The sequence below is a fragment of the Mycobacterium conspicuum genome (assembly GCF_010730195.1).
GTDB classification, from domain to species: domain Bacteria; phylum Actinomycetota; class Actinomycetes; order Mycobacteriales; family Mycobacteriaceae; genus Mycobacterium; species Mycobacterium conspicuum.
Genome location: NZ_AP022613.1, coordinates 3,934,702 through 3,949,618 on the forward strand (window position 1 = coordinate 3,934,702; position 14,917 = coordinate 3,949,618).

Sequence of the window (14,917 nt, forward strand, 5' to 3'; positions counted from 1 at the left end):
ATCTTTACAGCCGCGCGCCGTCCGGGCTAGTCGAATTCGGGCTTTTCGTGGCGGGTCCGCTTGAGCTCGAAGAAGTGCGGGTAGGACGCGAAGGTCACCGAGGCGTCCCAGAGTTTGCCGGCCTCTTCGCCGCGCGGGATCCGGGAGAGCACCGGACCGAAGAAGGCCACCCCGTTGACGTGGATGGTGGGAGTGCCGACGTCCTCCCCGACCGGGTCCATCCCGGCGTGGTGGCTCTTGCGCAGCGCGTCGTCGTAGGCCTCGCTGGTGGCGGCCTCGGCCAGCTCGGCCGGCAGTCCCGCCTCCTCGAGCGACAGCTTGATGACGTCGTCGAGTTCCTTGTTGCCCTTGTTGTGGATCTGGGTGCCCATCGCGGTGTAGAGCGGCGCCAGCACGCCCGCGCCGTGTGCCTGCTCGGCGGCGATCGCCACCCGCACCGGGCCGTAGGCCTTCTTCAGGTTTTCCCGGTAGTTCTCGAGCAGGTCTTCGCGGTTCTCGTTGAGTACCGCCAGGCTCATCACGTGGAAATGCACGTCGATGTCGCGGACCTTTTCGACCTCGAGGATCCAGCGTGAGGTGATCCAGGCCCACGGGCACAGCGGATCGAACCAGAAATCGGCGACAGACTTCTCAGCCATGCGGAGTCCTCTCAAAAGTCAGTAGCGGTTGCAACACCGCTAGAACAACCGTAGTAGCCGCGCGCCTGTTCCCGTTCTGCAGGGCCAGGACAACATCGAGACTGCGGCCAGAGCGAAAATCCGGCGATTTCGACGCCCTGGACGCAGACTCGATGGCCGGTCAGCGCTGCAGGGCCGGCCCGGCACGCTCTAAGTTGGACGGGTGGCTCTTCCTAATCTCACCCGGGACCAGGCCGTCGAACGCGCCGCCCTGATCACCGTCGACAGCTACCAGATCAACCTCGACATCACCGACGGTAACGGTGCACCCGGTGAGCGAACGTTCCGCTCCATCACCACCGTGGAGTTCGACGCCCTGGCCGGCGCCGACACGGTGATCGACATCGCCGCCGAAACGGTGCGCAGCGCCAGCCTCAACGGCCGCGAGCTCGACGTCTCCGCATACGACGAATCGATCGGGATTCCGCTGCGGGGACTGGCCGACCACAATGTGGTCGTCGTCGATGCCGACTGCCGCTACTCCAACACCGGCGAGGGCCTGCATCGCTTCGTCGACCCGGTGGACGACGAGACCTACCTGTATTCGCAATTCGAAACCGCCGACGCCAAGCGGATGTTCGCCTGCTTCGACCAACCCGACCTGAAGGCCACGTTCGACATCCGGGTGACCGCCCCCAAGCATTGGCGGGTGGTGTCCAACGCCGCCGCCACCAGCGTCGAGGACGGTGTGCACACCTTCGCCACCACCCCGCGGATGAGCACCTACCTGGTGGCGTTGATCGCCGGACCCTACGCCGTCTGGGAGGACGTCTACACCGACGAGCACGGCGAGATCCCGCTGGGCATCTACTGCCGGGCCTCGCTGGCGCAACACATGGACGCCGAGCGGCTGTTCACCCAGACAAAGCAGGGATTTGGCTTCTACCACAAGCACTTTGGTCTGCCGTACGCTTTCGGCAAGTACGACCAGCTGTTCGTTCCCGAGTTCAACGCCGGCGCAATGGAAAACGCGGGCGCAGTGACGTTTCTCGAGGACTACGTGTTCCGCAGCAAGGTGACCCGGGCGTCCTACGAGCGGCGCGCCGAGACGGTGCTGCACGAGATGGCGCACATGTGGTTCGGCGATTTGGTCACCATGACCTGGTGGGACGACCTGTGGCTGAACGAATCGTTCGCCACCTTCGCGTCGGTGCTGTGCCAAAGCGAGGCAACCGAATTCAGCGAGGCGTGGACGACGTTCGCCACGGTCGAAAAGTCGTGGGCGTACCGGCAGGACCAGCTGCCGTCGACGCACCCCATCGCCGCCGATATCCCCGACCTGGCCGCCGTCGAGGTGAACTTCGACGGCATCACCTACGCCAAGGGCGCGTCGGTGCTCAAGCAGCTCGTCGCCTACGTCGGGCTGGAGCACTTCCTCGCCGGGTTGCGCGATTACTTCCGCACCCACGCGTTCGGCAATGCCACGTTCGACGATCTCGTCGGCGCACTGGAGAAAGCGTCGGGACGCGACCTGTCCGATTGGGGGCGGCAGTGGCTGAAAACCACCGGGCTGAACACATTGCGGCCGGATTTCGATGTCGACGGCGACGGGAACTTCACCCGGTTCGTGGTGACGCAGAGCGGTGCAGCGCCGGGGGCCGGCGAGACGCGCGTGCACCGGCTGGCGGTGGGCATCTATGACGATGACGGCTCGGGCAAACTGGCGCGCGTACACCGCGAGGAACTCGACGTCGAGGGCCCGGAAACGGAAGTGCCTGCGCTGGTTGGTATTTCACGCGGCAAGCTGATCCTGGTCAACGACGACGACCTGACCTACTGCTCGTTGCGGCTGGACGCCGAGTCGCTGCAAACGGCGTTGGATCGGATCGCCGACATCGCCGAGCCGCTGCCGCGGACCCTGGTCTGGTCCGCGGCGTGGGAGATGACCCGCGAGGCCGAGCTGCGCGCCCGCGACTTCGTTGCCCTGGTTTCGGGCGGGATCCACGCCGAGACCGAGGTCGGTGTGGCGCAGCGGCTGCTGTTGCAGGCACAGACCGCACTGACCTCCTACGCCGAACCGGGCTGGGCCCGCGAACAGGGCTGGCCGCAGTTCGCGGACCGGATGCTGGAACTGGCGCGCGCGGCCGTGCCGGCGTCGGACCATCAGCTGGCCTTCGTCAACACGCTGTGCTCGTCGGTGCTGTCTTCCCGGCACGTCGAGTTGTTGACGGCACTGCTCGACACGGACCCGGCCGAGCTCGGATTGGCCGGCGTGAATGTCGATACCGACCTGCGCTGGCGCATCGTGAGCGCGCTCGCGGCCGCCGGTGCCATCGACGCCGACGGGCCGTCGACGCCCCAAATCGACGCCGAGGCGCAACGTGATCCGACCGCGGCCGGCAAACGCCACGCCGCCCAGGCCGCCGCGGCACGGCCGCAACTCGAGGTCAAGGAGAAGGCGTTCACCACGGTGGTCGAGGACGACACCCTGGCCAACATCACGGCCCGCTCGATCATCGCGGGCATCGCCGCACCCGGACAAGGTGAGTTGCTCAAGCCCTTCACGGCGCGGTACTTCGAGACGATCGCCAAGGTGTGGGCGCGCCGATCCAGCGAGGTCGCGCAGACCGTGGTGATCGGCCTGTATCCCTATTGGGACATCAGCGACGAAGCCATCTCCGCCGCCGACGAATTCCTGAGCGCGCCAGAGTCGGAGGTACCGCCGGCGCTACGCCGGCTGGTGTCGGAGGGGCAGGCCGCGGTCAAGCGGTCGCTGCGGGCACGCCATTTCGATGCCGGTCAGGCGTAGCCACCGTCGGACAGGCCGGCGTCGACTTCGAGCCTGTTCGGCTTGCCGAAAGCCCGCTCGCGCACCAGTTCCCAGCCGTAGTCGGTGAGCATGCGCAGGTAGCCCTTCGCCGCCCACTGCGCGGAGTGCCGCTCCTCATGGTGCAGCACGCGGTCCAGATTCAGATGGCTCGGTACGGGCACACCCCGGCGGTCGGTGTACCAGGCCCGCCCGGATCGCACGATTTGGCGCAGCCGCTCGCAGGGGTCGCCGCAACGATCGATGTTCACCATGAAGATGTCGCCCCAGGCGGTTCCGCCCTGCTGGCTGAACAGGCCCTGAATCCAGTTGCCGCCCAAGCCCATCAGCATGCCGTTGGGGGTGCTGACGAGCCGCGCGCCGTTGCGGTGGACGAACCGCACGTCGCGGTCGTAGCTCCAGCTGTTGGCGCGCTGCCGGTCGATGATCCGTTGCACCTCGGCGGCCGAATAGGGCGGGTCCGGGAAGTCGTTGGTGGCGCCGGGCCGCGCGCCCGCCGTCGCGTAGCCGGTGTCCGCGTTGAAGATGTAGGTCATCAGCACCGCCCTGCGCGCGTCGCTGCCGCGGGCATCTCGCGGGATGAGGAAGAAGGACTTGCCGTCGGGATCGGTGATCTCCTCCATCTCGCGGAGGACGTCGAAACTGTCGGGCGTGATGCGGTGCCGACGTTCGATCTCACCGATGACGGCTGCGGGCACGCCGCTCCGCGCGGCGTTTTCCAACCACCGCCGGTAGAGCAAGCCCGGCTTGCTAGGCCGGGGAGATCCCGGCACTCAGCACGCGGATCGCGCTGACCAATCCGTCGACCAGGTCGCCCTGCTCGAACGCCGACGAAGCCGCGGCGACGCCCAGCGGCGCGGCAGACTCGGCGCCGCGGCCCCGCACGGCGGTACCGTAGACCACCTCGATGGCGCACTGGTCCGGCGAGACGGCGAGCAACACCGCGTCGTCCGGCGTCGGCACCTTGGCCAGGATCTCGCGAGCCCGTGCGGCGGTGTCGCTGCCCAAATCGCCGATGTAGATGGCGAAGCGCGCCCTGGACGCCCGCGAACCGTACTTCAGCGCGTCATCGATGGCGACGAGGTCGTTGATCGAGAACGGGTAGTGCACGGACAGCTCGCCGGGCTCGGTGACCCCGGAGAGGCGACCGCTGGTGGTGACCACCGTGCCCTTGGGGAGCTCGGCGGGCTCGACCGTCGCAACTTCACCACGTGCCACTAGCGCCACCTCCGACCGTGAACTCCGATGTGTCATGCCCACCATGTCCATGGGCGGATCCGACGGCCTCGTCGGTCGCAGCCCACAGGATCGGCGGATGCGTCCAGGGCTCCGACAATTTGTAGCTCTGGGGGTGAGGTCCCTTGCGCGACCAGATCATCGCCGCCAGCGCCGCGACCAGCAGCAGCGGGATTCCCACAACCAACAGGTGGATCTCCATAGCGTTCACGACGCAAACCGTATCCCACCGAGTCGGCTACCGGCGCACCTAGGGCGCGAGAAACTCACCGTGCTTAAGGCTGTGCTCGCCTTTTGCGGTTCGCCTCGTGACTGTCCGACGAAAGCCACGTCGCAGGTGCGCGCCACCCGGGTGTCGCACTAGGCGTGATTTACGCGGCGCCCTCGCCGAGGTAGCGCGCCCACGCCGGATCCATCTCCTTGACCGTGGACAACAGCCGCCAATGCTGCCCCGTCGGCGGTACTGGCGCGCGGCGCAGGGTCCAGCCGAGCTCGCTCAGCAGCCGGTCGCCCTTGCGGTGGTTGCAGGTCGAGCAGCATGCGACGCAGTTCTCCCACGAGTGGTCACCGCCGCGGCTGCGCGGCACCACGTGGTCGACGGTGTCGGCCCGCGCGCCGCAGTAGGCGCAGCAGAACCGGTCGCGGTGCATGAGCGCGGCGCGGGTCATCGGCACGCGCGCGCGGTAGGGCACCCGCACGTAGGTCCGCAGCTGAATCACCGATGGCACCACGATCGAATGCGTCGCGGAATGGATCACCGGCCCGGCCGGATCGTGGTGCACGACGTCGGCCTTTCCGCAGATCACCATGACGATCGCCCGCCGCATGGGCAGCGCGGTCAGCGGCTCGTAGGTGGAATTCAGCAGGAGCACCCGCCGGCGACTCCAGATCGACGCGCTTTCGTGGCGGTTAGGGGGATGGGTATCGGCGCCCGGGGTGGAGCGGTGGGAATGGACAGCGTGCAGGCATGATGCGGTCGCGGGTCCGGTTAGCCCCGCCGCGGCACCCGAATTGTGGTGGCTGCGGCGTTTCTTGCCATGCGCCATAGATCCTCCGCGGATAGTCCACCATGATTTGCCGCCAATAGCACGCGTATTGCTGGTGCGCGCCATGTCAAACCGGTGAACAGCCGGAGGCGGCAGGGCCCGTCCGGGCACCACCGCGCCGCATGGACCACAATGGCGGGGATGGATCAGGAGCCACAGTCCTTCTACGACGCCGTCGGCGGAGCCGAGACTTTCAACGCGATCGTGTCCCGGTTTTATGCGCAGGTGCCCGAGGACGAGATACTGCGCGAGCTGTACCCGGCCGATGACCTGCAAGGCGCCGAGGAGCGGCTGCGGATGTTCCTCGAGCAGTACTGGGGCGGCCCGCGGACCTACTCCGACCAGCGCGGACACCCGCGACTGCGGATGCGCCACGCCCCGTTCCGGATCACGCCCATCGAACGCGACGCGTGGCTGCGGTGCATGCGCACGGCCGTGGCGTCGATCGATTCGCAAACCCTCGACGACGACCGCCGCCGCGAGCTGCTCGACTATCTGGAAATGGCCGCCCACTCGCTGGTCAACTCCACCTGGAGCTAGCTGCCGCGCGCCGCCGGCGAGCCGTGCGGGATCGCGACGAGCGGCTACGGTGGTAGGCACTTCAGCGTCGAGATCAAACCGAACGGAGCGACATGGGCCCCGGCTCTGCGTGGTGGTCGAACGCGGTGTTCTACCAGGTGTATCCGCGGTCGTTCGCCGACAGCAACGGCGACGGGGTCGGCGACCTGGACGGCGTGACCGCCCGGTTGGACTATCTGCAGCAACTCGGCATCGACGCGATCTGGCTCAGCCCGGTCACTGTCTCGCCGATGGCCGACCACGGCTACGACGTCGCCGATCCGCGTGACATCGACCCGCTCTTCGGCGGCATGCCCGCGATTGACCGGCTGATCGCGGCGGCACACGAGCGCGGCATCAAGATCACCATGGATGTGGTGCCCAACCACACCAGTTCGGCGCATCCGTGGTTCGCCGAGGCGCTGGCCGCCGGGCCGGGCACCGACGCCCGAGAGCGCTACATCTTCCGCGACGGTCGCGGGCCGGACGGTGCGCTGCCGCCGAACAATTGGACCTCGGTGTTCGGCGGGTCGGCCTGGCAGCGGGTGGCGGAACCGGACGGCAGTCCGGGCCAGTACTACCTGCACCTGTTCGACGTTGCGCAGCCGGACCTGAACTGGGACAACCCGGAGGTCTTCGACGACTTCCAGAGGTCCCTGCGGTTTTGGCTGGACCGCGGGGTGGACGGCTTCCGCATCGACGTGGCGCACGGGATGGCGAAGCCGCCCGGGCTGCCCGACGCGGCGGACGACGTCAAGGTGTTGAGCCACAGCGACGACGATCCGCGCTTCAACCATCCGAGCGTGCATGACATCCACCGCAAGATCCGCAAGATCGTCGACGAGTATCCAGGCGCGGTGACCATCGGCGAGGTGTGGGTGATGGACAACCTGCTCTGGGCCGAATATTTGCGACCCGACGAACTGCACCTCGGCTTCAACTTCCGGCTGACCAAGATCGGGTTCGACGCCGCCCAAATCCGCGACGCGATCGAGAATTCGCTCGCGGCCACTGCGATCTACGACGCCGTTCCGACCTGGACGCTGTCCAACCACGATGTCGACCGCGAAGTCACCCGCTACGGCGGCGGCGAGCTCGGGCTGCGGCGCGCGCGGGCGATGGTGATGTTGATGCTCGCGCTGCCGGGCACGGTGTTCATCTACAACGGCGAGGAGCTCGGTTTGCCCGACGTGCTGGACCTGCCCGAGGAGGTGCTGCAGGACCCGACGTGGGAACGGTCCGGGCACACCGAACGCGGCCGCGACAAGTGCCGGGTTCCCATTCCGTGGTCGGGTGAGGCTCCCCCATTCGGGTTTTCCGCGTCGGCTGACACCTGGTTGCCGATGCCGGCGGAGTGGGCGGCGCTGACCGTGGAGAAGCAGCTGGCGGACGCCGAATCGACGCTGTCGTTCTTCCGGCGTGCGCTCGAATTGCGCAGGGAGCGTACCGAATTCGAGGGCACCGACGTCGAGTGGCTGTCTGCGCCGCGCGATGCGGTGAAGTTTCGGGGCCGCGCCGGCCTGGTCTGCGTGCTGAACGCCGGCAAGCGCGCGATCGCATTGCCGGACGGCGAGCTCATTCTGGCCAGTGCGCCGTTGGTGCAGGGCAAGTTACCGCCGGACAGTGCGGCCTGGTTGGTGTAGCCGTTTACGCGTGGACAGTCATCGGGGCGGGCGCCGCGGGAATTGCCGCGGTGGGAAGGCTGCTGGACCAGGGCATCCCGCCGGAAAAGATCGCCTGGATTGATCCCGCGTTCGCCGCCGGGGACCTCGGCCAAAAGTGGCGGGCGGTGTCGAGCAACACCATTGCCGGGACATTTCTGAGCTTTATGAACGGCTCTGCGGCATTTCGGTTCTCCGAGGCGCCCCCGATGCCATTGCAGGAAGTCGATCCCGACGAAACGTGCGCGCTGATGCTGGTTGCCGATCCGTTGGTGTGGATCACCGGGCAACTGCGCGAGCGGGTCGACACCTTCGAAGCGACCGCGACCACCCTGCGTCTGACCAAGAGACGCTGGGAGATTCAAACCACACGGCAGCCGCTCGCCTCCCAAAACGTCGTCCTGGCCGTCGGGGCCGTTCCGAAGAAGCTGTCCTACCCGCATCTGGACGCGATCCCGGTGGAGGTCGCGCTCGATCCCGAGAAGCTTGCTCAGGTTCCGCTCGAAGGGGCGACGGTTGCCGTCTTCGGCTCGTCCCACTCGTCGATGATCGCCCTGCCGCACCTGCTGCGTCATCCGGTCGCCAAGGTGATCAACTTTTACCGCAGCCCGCTCAAATACGCCGTATACCTTAATGATTGGATCTTGTTCGACGATACCGGGCTCAAGGGGCGCGCGGCCCAGTGGGCCCGGGACAACATCGACGGGACCCTGCCGGACCGGCTGGAGAGGTGCTGGGTTTGCAGCCCGGAATTCGACGAGAAACTTGCCGAGTGCGACCGCGCGGTCTACACGGTCGGCTTCGAACGGCGAAAGCTGCCGCGGACACCGCAGTGGGGCGAGCTGGAGTACAACCAGCAGAACGGAATACTCGCGCCCGGCTTGTTTGGGCTGGGCATCGCGTATCCCGAATACGCGGAAGATCCGTACGGGTTTGGACAGTACCGCGTGGGACTGCAGAAATTCATGGATTACCTGGACGCCGTGCTGCCGTTGTGGCTGGTGTACGGGCCCTGAGAGGGCGCGGGCTCAGCGCAGCACCAGCGCGGGGTGGCCGCGGCGCCGGTAGACCGACCCGAACCGGGCGTCGATGCGCAACCACGCCGGCGTGATCCGGACCCGGATGATCTCGTCGGCGTCCTCGGGCGATTGCGGCAGGAAACCCATTGCGGTCAAGGCGAATACGCAGCGCATGGGCAGCCCGACGCTGACCTCGTTCGAGCTGACCTGAATGACCTCCTGGTCGAGCAGGGATACCGGCGGGCCGTGAGAACTGCTGTGTTCCTTGGCAAGTCGCGCGCCTTGCTGCGCCAGGTCGAGCAGCACGGGAGCCGGCACGTCGTCGAGGTGGGTGAAGCCCGATTCCGGGGGAAGCGCGCCCCGCCAGGCCGAGTCCATGGCGAAGCCCGGGTCGACGTAGCCGGAGGCGTCCATCGCCGACAACCCGCGGGCCAATTCATTCGCACCGACCGACAGATCGTCGGGCCGCAACTTGCCGGCCACCACCCGGCTGGCCAGCACCTCGAAACCGGTTGCCACCCACGCCGTCAGCAGGCCGGCCGATCGAGCGCGCAGCCGGATGACCGCGGCGTCGTCGAGCCGAATCGCATTATCGACGAACGTGGCCAGATCCGCGCGGTGGGCAGCCCGAGATTCCGGACCCAGCCATAATCCCCGCTCGGCCGTGCCCCCCGCCTGCCCTGCTAATCCCTGAGCCACCGTTGCAGGTACTCCCGGTGTTGCGGCGAAAGGCGGACCAGCTGTTGCTTTTTGATGTCGAACGCGACCAGCTGGGTCTCTCCGATGACGGCCGGCCTCGACTCGGGTGCCGCATTGACCGAACGCACCTCGTAGCCGAGCGTGAAGTCGACGGCCCGCAGCCGCTGAACCCAAATGGTGACTTGCAGCGGCGAATCCAGCAGCGTCAGCTGGCTCTTGTAGGTGACCCGCACATCGGCGACCAGCAGGCCGGTGTCGATAATTTCGCCGCCAAACGCGGGCTGCAGGAACGGGACTCGCGACTCTTCGAGAATCGTCACCATGATGGCGTGATTGACGTGCTGGTACATGTCGATGTCCGACCAACGCACCGGCACGGGCGCGACATATCCGACGCTCACCCTGATGATCCCCTTCCGCTGGTTCGTGTCATGCGCCGAATCTGTCGGGCCGCCACCGATAGGGTCGCGAGATCCTTCTGACCGCTTTCGCGCAACTCATCCAGCGTCCGGCTGGCCCGCTCGATCCGGGATGCGCTGGTGTGTTCCCACTCGGCGATCTTTTCCTCGCCGCTCTCGTCAGGCTCCCCCGCGGCGAGCACGTCGAAACACAACGACCGCAGGGAGGCGTAGATGTCGTCGCGAATTGCCAAGCGCGCCAGCGCATGCCAGCGGTCGTTTCGCGGCAGCTGAGACACCGCGGTGAGCAGTCCGTCGGTGCCGAGCCGATCCATCAGGGCGAAGTACGTGTCCGCGACTTCGGCGGTATCGATTTCGGTGATGTCGGCGATATCGATGATGTCGAGCAGGCTGTAGCGGTACAGGCCGGTGGCCACGCGGTAGGCCAGGTCGTGCGGCGCGCCCTGCGCCGTGAATTCGGCGGCTTCCTGTTCGACGATGGCTTTGTCGTCGCCGCGCAGCCACTCCCCCATCCGCGGCGTCAGCGCCTTGACCTTGGCGGCGAAGCGGTTGATTTCGGCGCCCACCGCCAACGGCTGCGGACGATAGTTGAGCAGCCAGCGGCCGGCGCGATCGGTGAGCCGGCAGGTATCCAACGTCAAGCGGTCCGACAGGGCGACCGGCAGGTTTGCCGCGCGGATCCGGCGCCAGATGTGGCCGATCCCGAAGATGGCGTCGGTGGCGACGTAGGTGCGCACCGCGTCGATGGGCCGCACCCCGACGTCCTCGGCTATCCGGAACGCATAGGTGATGCCGGCGGTGTCCACCATGTCGTTGACCAGCATGGTGGTGACGATCTCGCGACGCAGTTGGTGCGTGCGGATCTCCGGGGTGAACCGTTCGCGCAGTGGCTTCGGGAAGTACAGCGGCAACCTGGACGCGAACACATCCTGATCGGGAAGTTCGGTGGCCAGCAGCTCCTCCTTGAGCCCCAGCTTGACGTGGGCCATCAACGTGGCCAGCTCGGGCGAGGTGAGCCCGATGCCGGCGTCGGTGCGGCGCTGCACCTCCTTTTCCGACGGCAACGCCTCCAGTTCCCGGTTGAGGCCGCGTTCGGCCATGTGCCTGATTTGGTCGGCGTGCACCGGGAACATGCTGGCCGCGTTGGCGCGGCTGGTTCCCATCAAGTCGTTTTGGCTCTCGTTGTCGTCGAGCACCAGTCGGGCGACCTCGTCGGTCATCGACTCCAGCAGTTGCTTGCGCTCGTCGGCGCTGACCTTGCCCGCGGTGACCAGCGAGTCGATCAGGATCTTGATGTTGACCTCGTGGTCCGAGCAGTCAACGCCGGCCGAGTTGTCCAGGGCGTCGGTGTTGATCCGCCCACCCGACAGGTCGAATTCGACACGGCCGCGCGCGGTCACCCCGAGGTTGCCGCCTTCACCAATGACCTTGGCGCGCACCTGGTTTGCGTTGACCCGCACCGGATCGTTGGCGCGGTCGCCGACGTCGGCGTCGGACTCGGATTCGGCCTTGATGTAGGTGCCGATGCCGCCGTTGAACAACAGGTCCACCGGCGCCTGCAGGATCGCCTTGATCAGATCGGGCGGGGACATTTCGATGGTGTCGGCCTCGGCGGCTTCGATACCCAATGCGGCGCGGACCTGCGCGCTGACGGGAATCGCCTTCTGCTCACGGCTGAACACCCCGCCGCCCGCGCTGATCAAGGACTTGTCGTAGTCGTCCCAGCTGGAGCGGGGCAGGTCGAACATCCGGCGGCGTTCGGTCCAGGTGGCCGCGGCGTCCGGGTTGGGGTCGAGGAAGATGTGCCGGTGATCGAAGGCGGCGATCAGCCGGATGTGCTTGGAGAGCAGCATGCCGTTGCCGAAGACGTCGCCGCTCATGTCGCCGATGCCGACCACGGTGAAGTCCTCGGTCTGGGTGTCGACGCCGATCTCGCGGAAGTGCCGCTTGACGGCCTCCCATGCGCCTTTGGCGGTGATGCCCATGTCCTTGTGGTCGTAGCCCACCGATCCGCCGGACGCGAACGCGTCGCCCAGCCAGAAGCCGTAGGACTTGGCGACATCGTTGGCGATGTCGGAGAACGTGGCGGTGCCTTTGTCGGCGGCCACCACCAGGTAGGCGTCGTCGCCGTCGCGCCGCACCACCTCCGGTGGCGCGCTGACCTCCCCGGTCTTGTGGTCGACGTTGTCGGTCACGTCCAACAACCCGGAAATGAACAACTGATAGCAGGCGACGCCCTCGTCGCGAAGCGCGTCACGGTCGGCGGCCGGGTCGCCGGTGGGCAGTGGCGGCCGCTTGAGGACGAAGCCACCCTTGGCCCCCACCGGCACGATGACGGCGTTCTTGACCGCCTGCGCCTTGACCAGACCGAGGATTTCGGTGCGAAAGTCGTCGCGGCGGTCCGACCAGCGCAGCCCGCCCCGCGCCACCGGACCGAACCTCAGGTGCACGCCCTCGACGCGGGGTGAATACACGAAGATCTCGAACTTGGGGCGCGGCAGCGGCAGCTCGTCGATCAGCTGGGCATTGAGCTTGAGCGACAACACATTTCGGCTGCGGGCCGAACCCTCCCAGGTGACGAAGTAGTTGGTGCGCAAGGTGGCCTGCACCAGCGACGCGAACGCGCGCAGGATGCGGTCGGTGTCCAGGCTGACCAGCGCGTCGATGTCGGCGGCCACCGCCGCGGCCGCCGCCTGCGCGTCTCGGCTGGCCGGCGAACCCGACTCCGGGTTGAAAAGCGCCTCGAACAATGTGACCAGTGACCGCGCGGTCGAGGGGTGCTCGTTGAGCACCGATTCGATGTAGGACTGGCTGTACGGAAAGTTGGCCTGCCGCAAGTATTTCGCGTAGGCGCGCAGCAGTACGACCTGCTGCCAGGTCAGGTTGGCGCGCATCACTAGCTCGTTGAACCGGTCGATCTCGACGCGGCCCTGCCAGATCGCGGTGACCGCGTCGGCGAATCGTTCGGCGGTGGCGTCGCGTTCGGCTTCCGTGGCGGCCATCGGGATGGTGGGGTGCGGCGAGATCCGGAACTGGTAGATCCACACCGGCAGCCCGTCGGGTCGGGTGACGGTGAACGGTCGCTCCTCGAGCACCACCACGCCCATGCTTTGCAACATCGGCAGGAGCTGGCTCAGCGAGGCGGCGCGCCCACCCAGGTACCAGGTCAGCCGGGCCTCGCCCTGCTCGTCGTCGCGTTCGGTGAACACCAGCTTGACCGAATCATCGGTCAGCTGTTCGATGATCGCGATGTCGTCGGTGGCCGCGGCCGGGGTAACGACCTGCTTGTACGCCTCGGAGAAGGCGCCGGCGTAATGCTCGGCTGCGGCCTGGCTGACGGAGCCGGTCGCCGCGGAGCCGAGCAGCCGGTCGCCCCAGGTTTGCGCCGCGTCGCTCAGCAGGCCCTGGATTCGGATCCGGTTTTCTTCGGAGACGTCGATCGCGGCCTGGCGTTGTCCTTCGGGCAGCCGCACCATGAAATGCATGAGCGCCCAGGGTGATTCGCTGACGCGAGCGGTGAATTCTAGTCGCGCGCCGCCGAATTCACGGACCAGGATGTCCTCCATCTGCAGCCGCACCGGCGTGGTGTAGCGGTCGCGGGTGACATAGACCAGGCACGAGACGAAGTACTGCAGCCGGTCGGCGCGCAAGAACAGCAACGCGCGGCGTTGCGATCCCAGGTCCACCACGGCCTTGGCCATCAGCAAAAGCCGTTCGGCGCTCAGCGCGAACAGTTCCGGGCGCGGGATGGTCTGGATGACGTCGAGCAGCAGCTGGCCCGGGTGGACCGGATCGCTGTCGGCCAGCGTGAGCGCTTCGCGGACCCGGTGCGAAATCGTCGGGATCTCCAGGACGTCGGCGTTCATGGCGGCGACCGTGAATAGCCCGACGAAGCGGTGCTCTATCACGCCGTCGTCGACGTATTCGCGCACGGCGATGGCGTACGGGTAGGCGCCATAACGCAGGTAGCTGCCGACGGCGGCCTGCGCCAAGACCAGCAGATGATCGTCGTCGGTCAAGCGGGGGCGCGCCGTCACCCGGATGCGCAGGACGCCGAGACCGGTCTCGCCCTCGGCGGCGGTGACCATGGCGCCATCGACGCGGCAGCGCTGATAGCCGAGCAGCAGAAAATTCCCGCGACCCAGCCAGCGCAGCAGCGCCGAGACTTCGTCGCGGTCCGGCGCCGTGAAATGCCCTTCGACGTTGGCTTCGACGGCGGCGGCCACCCCGCTGAGGGTGGTGATCAGCTCGTTGGCGTCGGTGGCCACGAGTTGCACGTCGGCCAGGACCCTGGGCAACAGCCGCTCGACCTCGGCCAGCGTCTTGGCGTCGACGGAGGGCGACAGCCGCATGTACATCCACGCTTCGCCGAGGTATTGCGGCGCGCCGGGCGGCTTCGGTTCGATGCCGAGCAGGTCGCCCGCCGGGCTGCGCTGCACCTCGAACACCGGGGTCATCAGGGCCGTGTAGTCGACACCCAGCCGGTGCAGCAGCAGGGTCACCGAATCCATCAGCATGCCGCCGTGGTCAGTGACGACCTGCAGCGCCGGGCCGAACCCGGCCGGATCGTCGGCCGGGTAGACGCAGACGCGGCTATCGCCCGCCGGACGGTGTTGGCCGAGCCGATAGTGCGCAGCCAGCATGCCGGGGGTCACCAACGCCTCGGGCCCGGCCGAATCGGCGGGGCCGGTTTCGGTCTCGTCGGTGTGCGGACCGCGATAGCTCTCGACGTAGGCCTTCGTGATCCAGTCGGGGATGTCCCCGCGGTCGGCGAACGTGGTCCACGGTGCGGCGACCTGCTTAGCTCCGGGATCGATCGCCATACCGATTGCTCC

The 14,917-nt window shown here is 67.2% G+C and carries 12 protein-coding genes; 4 read left to right on the forward strand and 8 right to left on the reverse strand.

Annotation, left to right across the window (positions count from 1 at the left end; all coding sequences use genetic code 11):
* Positions 1-26: 26 nt before the first annotated feature.
* Entirely contained in the window at positions 27-638 is a 612-nt protein-coding gene (locus G6N66_RS18100; RefSeq protein ID WP_085232614.1) for a mycothiol-dependent nitroreductase Rv2466c family protein, read from the reverse strand.
* A gap of 202 nt (positions 639-840) precedes the next feature.
* Between G6N66_RS18100 and pepN the strand changes: the two genes are divergently transcribed.
* Positions 841-3,426, forward strand: coding sequence for an aminopeptidase N (gene pepN, locus G6N66_RS18105; protein ID WP_085232615.1), 2,586 nt, complete (start codon positions 841-843; stop codon positions 3,424-3,426).
* Here the strand turns inward: pepN and G6N66_RS18110 are convergent.
* From G6N66_RS18110 to G6N66_RS18125, 4 genes are all read right to left on the reverse strand, one after another.
* A complete protein-coding gene (locus tag G6N66_RS18110; RefSeq protein ID WP_232079349.1) occupies positions 3,417-4,142 on the reverse strand; it encodes a hypothetical protein in 726 nt (241 codons plus the stop codon). The genes pepN and G6N66_RS18110 overlap by 10 nt on opposite strands.
* A 52-nt stretch (positions 4,143-4,194) precedes the next feature.
* A complete protein-coding gene (locus G6N66_RS18115; protein WP_085232617.1) occupies positions 4,195-4,662 on the reverse strand; it encodes a DUF5130 domain-containing protein in 468 nt (155 codons plus the stop codon).
* Positions 4,649-4,882 (reverse strand): aa3-type cytochrome oxidase subunit CtaJ, encoded by a 234-nt coding sequence (gene ctaJ / locus G6N66_RS18120; RefSeq protein ID WP_085232618.1) that lies wholly within the window; start codon positions 4,880-4,882, stop codon positions 4,649-4,651. The genes G6N66_RS18115 and ctaJ overlap by 14 nt, the downstream gene beginning before the upstream one ends.
* Positions 4,883-5,051: 169 nt before the next feature.
* Positions 5,052-5,726: an HNH endonuclease gene (locus tag G6N66_RS18125; protein ID WP_085232619.1), complete on the reverse strand. Its 675-nt coding sequence runs from the start codon at positions 5,724-5,726 to the stop codon at positions 5,052-5,054.
* A gap of 141 nt (positions 5,727-5,867) precedes the next feature.
* Between G6N66_RS18125 and G6N66_RS18130 the strand changes: the two genes are divergently transcribed.
* The 3 genes from G6N66_RS18130 to G6N66_RS18140 all read left to right on the forward strand — a co-directional run bounded on the left by G6N66_RS18130 (position 5,868) and on the right by G6N66_RS18140 (position 8,961).
* A complete protein-coding gene (locus G6N66_RS18130; RefSeq protein ID WP_085232620.1) occupies positions 5,868-6,266 on the forward strand; it encodes a globin in 399 nt (132 codons plus the stop codon).
* Positions 6,267-6,358: 92 nt separating this feature from the next.
* Positions 6,359-7,927, forward strand: a complete 1,569-nt coding sequence (locus tag G6N66_RS18135) for a glycoside hydrolase family 13 protein (RefSeq protein ID WP_085232621.1) — start codon at positions 6,359-6,361, stop codon at positions 7,925-7,927.
* Positions 7,915-8,961, forward strand: coding sequence for a pyridine nucleotide-disulfide oxidoreductase (locus G6N66_RS18140; RefSeq protein WP_085232640.1), 1,047 nt, complete (start codon positions 7,915-7,917; stop codon positions 8,959-8,961). The genes G6N66_RS18135 and G6N66_RS18140 overlap by 13 nt, the downstream gene beginning before the upstream one ends.
* A 12-nt stretch (positions 8,962-8,973) precedes the next feature.
* Here G6N66_RS18140 and G6N66_RS18145 read toward each other — a convergent pair whose 3' ends face one another.
* The 3 genes from G6N66_RS18145 to G6N66_RS18155 are packed head-to-tail and all read right to left on the reverse strand — an operon-like array spanning position 8,974 to position 14,905.
* Positions 8,974-9,663 carry a hypothetical protein gene (locus G6N66_RS18145; protein ID WP_085232622.1) on the reverse strand — a complete coding sequence of 230 codons (690 nt, stop codon included), beginning with the start codon at positions 9,661-9,663 and terminating at the stop codon, positions 8,974-8,976.
* Positions 9,648-10,064: an acyl-CoA thioesterase gene (locus G6N66_RS18150; protein WP_085232623.1), complete on the reverse strand. Its 417-nt coding sequence runs from the start codon at positions 10,062-10,064 to the stop codon at positions 9,648-9,650. Before G6N66_RS18150 ends, G6N66_RS18145 begins: the two co-directional genes overlap by 16 nt.
* Positions 10,061-14,905: an NAD-glutamate dehydrogenase gene (locus tag G6N66_RS18155; protein ID WP_085232624.1), complete on the reverse strand. Its 4,845-nt coding sequence runs from the start codon at positions 14,903-14,905 to the stop codon at positions 10,061-10,063. The genes G6N66_RS18150 and G6N66_RS18155 overlap by 4 nt, the downstream gene beginning before the upstream one ends.
* Positions 14,906-14,917 lie beyond the last annotated feature (12 nt).

Coding starts and splice junctions, on each gene's coding strand:
- G6N66_RS18155 (WP_085232624.1), bottom strand. CDS start 14,905: ATGGCGATCGATCCCGGAGCTAAGCAGGTCGCCGCACCGTGGACCACG.
- G6N66_RS18130 (WP_085232620.1), top strand. CDS start 5,868: ATGGATCAGGAGCCACAGTCCTTCTACGACGCCGTCGGCGGAGCCGAG.
- G6N66_RS18100 (WP_085232614.1), bottom strand. CDS start 638: ATGGCTGAGAAGTCTGTCGCCGATTTCTGGTTCGATCCGCTGTGCCCG.
- G6N66_RS18135 (WP_085232621.1), top strand. CDS start 6,359: ATGGGCCCCGGCTCTGCGTGGTGGTCGAACGCGGTGTTCTACCAGGTG.
- G6N66_RS18125 (WP_085232619.1), bottom strand. CDS start 5,726: ATGGCGCATGGCAAGAAACGCCGCAGCCACCACAATTCGGGTGCCGCG.
- ctaJ (WP_085232618.1), bottom strand. CDS start 4,882: ATGGAGATCCACCTGTTGGTTGTGGGAATCCCGCTGCTGCTGGTCGCG.